General features: G+C 63.7%; 7 protein-coding genes. 5 read left to right on the forward strand and 2 right to left on the reverse strand.

Translation table 11 applies throughout. The features are described from left to right. Nucleotides 1-48: 48 nt before the first annotated feature. Both ON27_RS46015 and ON27_RS34885 read right to left on the reverse strand, forming a co-directional pair. Nucleotides 49-492, reverse strand: a complete 444-nt coding sequence (locus tag ON27_RS46015) for a nuclear transport factor 2 family protein (protein WP_083888043.1) — start codon at nucleotides 490-492, stop codon at nucleotides 49-51. Next, the gene (locus ON27_RS34885; RefSeq protein WP_043737395.1) at nucleotides 489-1,745 is read right to left on the reverse strand and encodes a DUF3500 domain-containing protein; all 1,257 of its coding nucleotides are present in this window, start codon (nucleotides 1,743-1,745) and stop codon (nucleotides 489-491) included. Before ON27_RS34885 ends, ON27_RS46015 begins: the two co-directional genes overlap by 4 nt. 160 nt (nucleotides 1,746-1,905) lie before the next feature. On the opposite strand from ON27_RS34885, the gene ON27_RS34890 reads away from it, so the two are divergent. The 5 genes from ON27_RS34890 to ON27_RS34910 all read left to right on the forward strand — a co-directional run. Continuing rightward, the gene (locus tag ON27_RS34890; RefSeq protein ID WP_043737397.1) at nucleotides 1,906-3,147 is read left to right on the forward strand and encodes a CaiB/BaiF CoA transferase family protein; all 1,242 of its coding nucleotides are present in this window, start codon (nucleotides 1,906-1,908) and stop codon (nucleotides 3,145-3,147) included. Beyond that, nucleotides 3,144-4,028: a fumarylacetoacetate hydrolase family protein gene (locus ON27_RS34895; RefSeq protein WP_083888044.1), complete on the forward strand. Its 885-nt coding sequence runs from the start codon at nucleotides 3,144-3,146 to the stop codon at nucleotides 4,026-4,028. Before ON27_RS34890 ends, ON27_RS34895 begins: the two co-directional genes overlap by 4 nt. Further along, a complete protein-coding gene (locus tag ON27_RS34900; RefSeq protein ID WP_063711434.1) occupies nucleotides 4,025-4,816 on the forward strand; it encodes an enoyl-CoA hydratase-related protein in 792 nt (263 codons plus the stop codon). Before ON27_RS34895 ends, ON27_RS34900 begins: the two co-directional genes overlap by 4 nt. A gap of 797 nt (nucleotides 4,817-5,613) precedes the next feature. Then, nucleotides 5,614-5,907 (forward strand): IS3 family transposase, encoded by a 294-nt coding sequence (locus ON27_RS34905; RefSeq protein WP_043737425.1) that lies wholly within the window; start codon nucleotides 5,614-5,616, stop codon nucleotides 5,905-5,907. Further along, nucleotides 5,904-6,501: DDE-type integrase/transposase/recombinase (locus tag ON27_RS34910; RefSeq protein WP_043737400.1), on the forward strand; the 598-nt coding region annotated here is incomplete at its 3' end. The genes ON27_RS34905 and ON27_RS34910, both read left to right, overlap by 4 nt.

Genomic DNA, 6,501 nt, shown 5'->3' on the forward strand with positions numbered 1-6,501 from the left:
TGCAGAGCCGGGTCGATGCGCTCGGGATCCGACCCTCGACCCGGCATATCAGGCTGGTCGGCCGAATACGGGTAAGGAGGTTCGGTATGCGAACCGCCACCCTCGGTCGGTCAGTCGGAACCGGTCGTGGAATTCCCCGATGATCGGTGTGGGTTGAGGGTCGCGCGGTACGCCGTCGGCGTCGGTCGATGTCCGGAAGATCATTGCGTAGCTGACGGCAGCACAAGTCGACGGTGAGTGTTGCTCGACGTGAACGGTGGTCATCAGGTGCCGCTCGAGCTGGGAGTCCGGCCGAGTACGCAAAAGGGCGAGAATTTCCTGCGGCCCGACAATCTGCTCCCCGTGTCGGCTCCATATTCCGTCCACGTCGAAGAGGGCGGCGACGTCCTCGAATTCGCGATGGTCGGTGTGCTGGGCGAACGCCATGATCAATCTCGAGCAGGCTTCGACAGGATCGATACCGGCGTTCGGCTGCGTAGTTCTTTCGGTCATGCGGGTCCGTTCAAAAGGTGAGCGCTTGCCGTGGCGCGCCGTACCAGTTCGCACCCGTAGTCGTTGCCGTTGGGTGTGCGTACCAGGGTGTGGATGTGGAATTTCTCGGGTTGCGGGTTGGCCAGGAACATGCCGGAATGGTGATCGAACTCGACCATGATGACCGGGCTTTGTACGCGGAAGTAGAAGGTGGAGTCGTCGTCTGTGCCGCCGATCCAGCAGAACCACGTCTCATCCATATACCGGGCGATCTCGTCGAGTCGTGCCGCACGCGGTCCCTCGGGCTGGTAGTCGAGGAAGGTCTCGACGAGCTCGAGCAGCAGATCCCGCTGCCCTGCGTCGAACTTTCCCGCGCATACACCCTCGTAGGGAATGACGCGGTTGTCCTGGAACGCGCCACCGAGATGCAGCTCGTCCCCCGGGTGAATGCGCGCGGCAGGGATTTCCGGGTCTCTCTGGTCGCCGTAGAGGATGGCCTGATCGGCGAGCTCCGGCGACAGTGCGCGAATCAGTGCCAGACCGCGTACTTCCTGCGCCTCGAGAAGCCTGGTCCCGGCATACTTTCCGGTGTCCATCTCATTGGGTTCGGCACCGAAGAAGACGGGGGTCAACACCATCGTGTCGCCGAAAATCAGGCAGTTGACGCAGACATGGTGGCCGTAGAAGTTCCAGCCCCAAGGATCTGTCGGCGAGGGGATGCCGAAGATGTTGATGTTGTAGCTGGCGTCGTTGAGCAGCTTGGGCAGATCGACCAACGAGCCGAGGAAGGCGTTGGTGTGCACGAGGGCAGTGAACTGCTCGTACCCGTCGGGACTCAAGCACGCCTTGACCAGGTCGAGCACTCGTCGGCGCGCGTGGGCGTCGATGTCCTCGAGTCGCAATCCGAATCGGTTGACGTACATCTCGGGGTTCATCCACGCCCGCCACACCTTGCTGTCGAGCGGATGCACAAGCGCCGCACGTGTCTGTTCATCGAGTGAGTCGATCAAAGCGGTTGCGGCAGTGAGAGCTTCGGCACTCGGCGCGTTCTCGTGCCCCTCGGTGTCGAACACGTCGGGCCGTGGTGTCCCGTCGCAGGTTATGCCGCGGTATTCCCCCTCGTCGAGCTCTCGGCGCCAGGCCGTGAGTACGTCTCTCAAGATCGGATTGACCTCGCGGAGGCGCTCCGGATAGCTGCGCGCGTCGTAGTCGCGGAACGCCGCGAGGCGGGGGTGGTCGAGAGGGTAGAGGTGCGCGCGAAATGCGGCTTCCATGACTACTCCGGTTCTGTGGGGCTCAGCGGAGGCGGGGCCGTTTGTTGACGGTCCGTGCGCCGTAGCTGTAGTTTGCCATTAGTGCCCAATTTCGGTCCAGTGGTCCACTATGTGGATCGTATCTGGAATTTACCACTCCCGCCCCGAACGAGGCTTACTCATGACGAACGACAGGACCTCTGCGAGACCGTTTCTCGACGGTGTCCGGGTACTCGAGATCACCGGCGCCCTCGCCGGGCCGTACTGCACGACCATCCTTTCCGATTTGGGCGCCGAGGTGATCAAAGTGGAGCCCTTGACCGGCGACGGACTTCGCAACCGCCGCGCCGGACATACGGCGCGGGCGATCCCGTTCGACCTCGTGCATCGCGACAAGAACAGCTTCGCCGTCGATCTGAAAACTGCGGAAGGCCGCGACATCGTGGTCGAGCTGGCACTCCGTTGCGATGTGCTGGTCGAGAACTTCCGCGTAGGTGCACTGTCCGCACTGGGGCTGGGATATGCCGACCTCGAACCCGTCTTCCCGGATCTGGTCTACTGCTCGATCTCCGGGTTCGGCCAGTTCGGGCCGATGCGCGAGGCCAAAGGTGTCGATCTGATCGCCCAGGCATACGGCGGATTGATGAGCGTCACCGGGAGCGAGGAAGGAACGTTGGCAAAATCGGGCTTTCCGGTCTCCGACATCGGAAGCGGGATGTGGGCGGCGATCGGCGTTGTCGCCGCGCTCTTGCGGGCCCGCGCCGGCGGTGGGGGCGCATACATCGACGTCTCGCTGGCGGACACCATCGCCTCATGGTCGGTCTGGGAGATCGCGGACTTCGTCGCGACGAACGACATTCCCGGACCTTTGGGAACCGCTCACCGGCTCGCGGCCCCGTACCAGGCCTTCCGATGCGGCGATGGCCAGACCCTGGTCATCGGCGCCACCGAGAGGTCATGGCCCGCACTGTGCACGGTGCTAGAAATCGATTTGTCACATGACGAACGCTTCGTCATCGAGTTCGAACGTTTTCGCCACCGCGTACCCCTGGCAGAATTTCTCGAGGAACGTTTTGCCACGCAGTCCCGGGACTACTGGATCGAACGGCTCCGCGAGGCCGGTGTCCCGTGCGGCCCGGTGAATACGATCGATCAGGTCCTGGCGGACCCGCAGTTCGAGGCGCGCGGCATGTTTCCGCGTAGTACCGACCGATTCGGTGACGCACCGATGGTGAACACCCCGATAGTGTCCGACGGCGCACCGCGAGCTCGTCGGCAGGCGCCGCAGGTGGGGGAGCAGACCGATCACATACTGACCGAACTCGGTTACAGCCCCGGCGATATCGACCGGCTCGTCAGTGCCGGTGTGGTTGCCCGGCCTGTGCGCGACATCGCCGACCAACTCGAAGGGACCCAGCCATGACTACATCCTCCGAAACTTCCACGGTCGGGCTGGCGCGCGTGCAGACCGGAGATAGACCGCTCGTCGTACTGCTCACGCCGGGCCACGACATCGCCGAGGCCGCGACCGTCGACGGAACCCTGTTCGACGACCTCCCCGAACTGCTTGTCGCCGCGGCTGGAGACTTCGCCGGAATTCGTCCCGGCCCCACTGTCTCGTTCCGGGACACCGAACTGTTGCCGCCCGTGGGCCGACCCCGGAAGATCGTCTGCGTAGGTCAGAACTACGCCGACCACGTGGCCGAAACCGGCCGCACGACACGCCCGCCCTATCCGGACTTGTTCCCCAAGTGGCACACCGCGCTGGCGGCCCCCGACGCCGTCATCGAACTTCCCGATGAATCCGACCGAATCGACTACGAAAGCGAGCTCGCCGTCGTGATCGGCCGGCCGTGCCGACGTATCCGGCCCGAGGAAGCCGACGGGGTCGTGTTCGGCTACACCGCCGCCAACGACGGCTCCGTCCGAGACTTCCAGTTTCATACCCAGGGACGTACCGCTGGAAAGGCATGGGACGGAATGACTCCCCTCGGGCCCGTGATCGTGCCGGCCGCCCGACTCGGCGGCGCTCGACCGGACCTGCGTCTGCGAGGATACTTCAACGGTAAATGTGTCCAGGACAGCCGTACTTCGCGGATGCTGTTCACGATTCCCGAATTGCTCAGCTACCTAACTACGTTCATGACGCTCGAGCCGGGCGACATTGTGCTGACCGGGACGCCGGCGGGGGTGGGTATCGCCGTGACACCCCCTCGATACCTGCACCACGGCGACGTCTTCGAAGTGCAGATCGAGGGTATAGGCGCCCTGCGCAACCGCTACCGCAAAGAGCAGCCCCGGTGACGACTTCGGCGGAAACCATCCGGGTTCACACGCGAGACGGCGTCGGCTGGATCGCCATCTGTAACCCGGCTAAGAAAAACGCCCTCTCGACGGCCATGATGTCACAGTTGGCGGAGATCCTCGACGAGCTTGATCGGGACAATTCGGTGGCAGTCATGGTGCTACACGGAGAGGGTTCCGATGCGTTCATCGCCGGTGCCGATATCGGCGAGTTCGAATTACAGCAGACGATCGCGGATGCGCGCGCCGAATCCGATCTGGCGATAGCCTCGCTGTTCGACACCTGCAGATTGATCACGACTCCGTTGATCGCAATGGTCGACGGGTACTGTATCGGTGCCGGCGTCGCGGTCGCTCTCCACGCCGACATTCGAATCGCCACGGCGCGAGCCACATTCGCCATCCCGGCGGCACGACTCGGCCTCGGCTATCCGGTTGATCAGGTGTTCATGCTCGTTCACGCGGTGGGCCCCGGCATGGCGTCCGAGATTCTCTTCTCCGCCCGCAAACTCGACGCCGCCGAAGCGCTGAGCGCAGGGCTCGTCAACCGGGTGGTCGAATCCGACGATCTCGCAGAGACGGTCGGCGAACTGGCGCGAACGGTCGCTGCAAATGCCCCACTGACCGTGCGCGCGGCGAAAGCGGCGATTCGAGCCGCAGTGCTCGGCACCGATGTCAGTCGAGCCGAAGCCGACGTCCGCACCGCGCAGTGTGGATCGTCGGAAGACGTGCGCGAAGGCCAGCGTGCCTTCATGCAGAAGCGCCGACCTACGTTCACCGGTCGCTGACGCGTTCTTGCGGCCACCGTGCTGGAGCCCGGGCTGCAATCTGTGTCCGTCGAGTGTGCGCAACGATCTTGACGCTATCCGCTGGGTCGCAATGGGAGATGGCACGCCGCCCGCCGCGGGCTCGTGCGAGCTCATGGTGGGCGGCAGTGTCCCAGGACAGTACGACGTCTTCGCGATCGCTCGAGACGAGGCGGTCGGGGAGATGAAGACGGCGTGGGCGGTGTTCATCACGCCGTACGTGTGGCGAAACGGGCGTTCAGGTATCGGTCGACAACGTCATGGATTTCCTAGACCTGGGGAAACATCACCTCGCGGATACTATGGGCTTGCAGAGCAATCAGAGCTCGAAGACCGGTAGCTGGAGGTAGGAGTCGTACCTTCCTCCTGAGTGCAGGATGTGGTGTCCGCTGTTCTGAGCGAGGAACGGGCCCTTCATAGCGCTTCCTCCGACGATGAGCCGCAGCGTCTGTCCCCGACGTCAGATCACACCGACGGGAGCGATGGGCACCTCCAGTTCCACGACCTCGCCTGCCGACAAGTTCCTTTGGTGAATATTTGCTTGCCGGGTTCGAATCCCGAATACAGGCCGTAAGAGGCGCCCCCTCCCAGCCCCGGTGGTTTTCGTCCAGGAACAACCGCGCCCATTCCTCGGTGTCGGGCTCCTCCGGAGTTGGGGCGAGCAGCAGCTCGGTTCGACGACCAGCGTTCACATACGATTCAGCTCGCCGGGGACTGCTGCACGAGTAGGTGACATCTGATCCGTGGTGCCGTGTGGCACTGCTGGAAGGATGGATACCGTGCCCAAGCCCTATCCCAAGGAGTTCCGCGCCGACGTCGTGCGGGTCGCCCGCAACCGGGAGCACGGCCAGAAGCTCAAGCAGATCGCAGCCGATTTCGGCATCAGCGAGTCGTGCCTGGCGAACTGGATGAAGACCGCTGATGTCGAGGACGGCATTTCTGCGGGAACGACCGCTGCGGACAACGCTGAGTTGCGGGAAGCGCGGAAACGGATCAGGTTGCTCGAGCAGGAGAACGAGGTCCTGCGTCGGGCGGCGGCCTATCTGTCGCAGGCGAACCTGCCGGGAAAATGATCTACCCGCTCGTCCGCGAGCTGGCCGCCGATGGGATTCCCGTCGCGGTGACGTGCCGGGTCCTGAAGATCGCCCGCCAACCGTATTACCGGTGGCTCGCCGATCCCGTCACGGCCAGTGATCTCGAGCAGGCGTATCGGGCGATTGCGTTGTTCGATGCTCACCGCGATGATCCCGAGTTCGGGTATCGGTTCCTGGTCGACGAGGCGGCGGCCGCGGGTGAGCCGATGGCGGCGCGGACTGCGTGGCGGGTCTGCTCGGCGAACAAGTGGTGGAGCAGTTTCGGCAAGAAACGCAGCAGCAAGGACGGCCGATCGGGTCCACCCGTTCATGACGATCTGGTCGCACGAAACTTCACCGCTGATGCACCGAACATGTTGTGGCTCATGGATATAACCGAACATTCCACCGGTGAAGGCAAGCTCTATCTCTGCGCGGTCAAGGACGTGATCTCCAACCGGATCGTGGGCTACTCCATCGACTCACGGATGAAAGCCCGCCTCGCGGTCGATGCCCTGGCCTCCGCCGCGGCCAGGCGCAGCACCGGCGGCGACCAGGTCGCCGGCTGCATCGTCCATAGCGACCGCGGCTCGC

It is taken from the genome of Nocardia asiatica NBRC 100129, from assembly GCF_000308415.1.
Taxonomy (GTDB): Bacteria; Actinomycetota; Actinomycetes; order Mycobacteriales; family Mycobacteriaceae; genus Nocardia; species Nocardia asiatica.

What these genes read in the sequence shown, in the direction of transcription:
- ON27_RS46015 (WP_083888043.1), bottom strand. Translation starts at nt 492, where the DNA reads ATGACCGAAAGAACTACGCAGCCGAACGCCGGTATCGATCCTGTCGAA.
- ON27_RS34885 (WP_043737395.1), bottom strand. Translation starts at nt 1,745, where the DNA reads ATGGAAGCCGCATTTCGCGCGCACCTCTACCCTCTCGACCACCCCCGC.
- ON27_RS34890 (WP_043737397.1), top strand. Translation starts at nt 1,906, where the DNA reads ATGACGAACGACAGGACCTCTGCGAGACCGTTTCTCGACGGTGTCCGG.
- ON27_RS34895 (WP_083888044.1), top strand. Translation starts at nt 3,144, where the DNA reads ATGACTACATCCTCCGAAACTTCCACGGTCGGGCTGGCGCGCGTGCAG.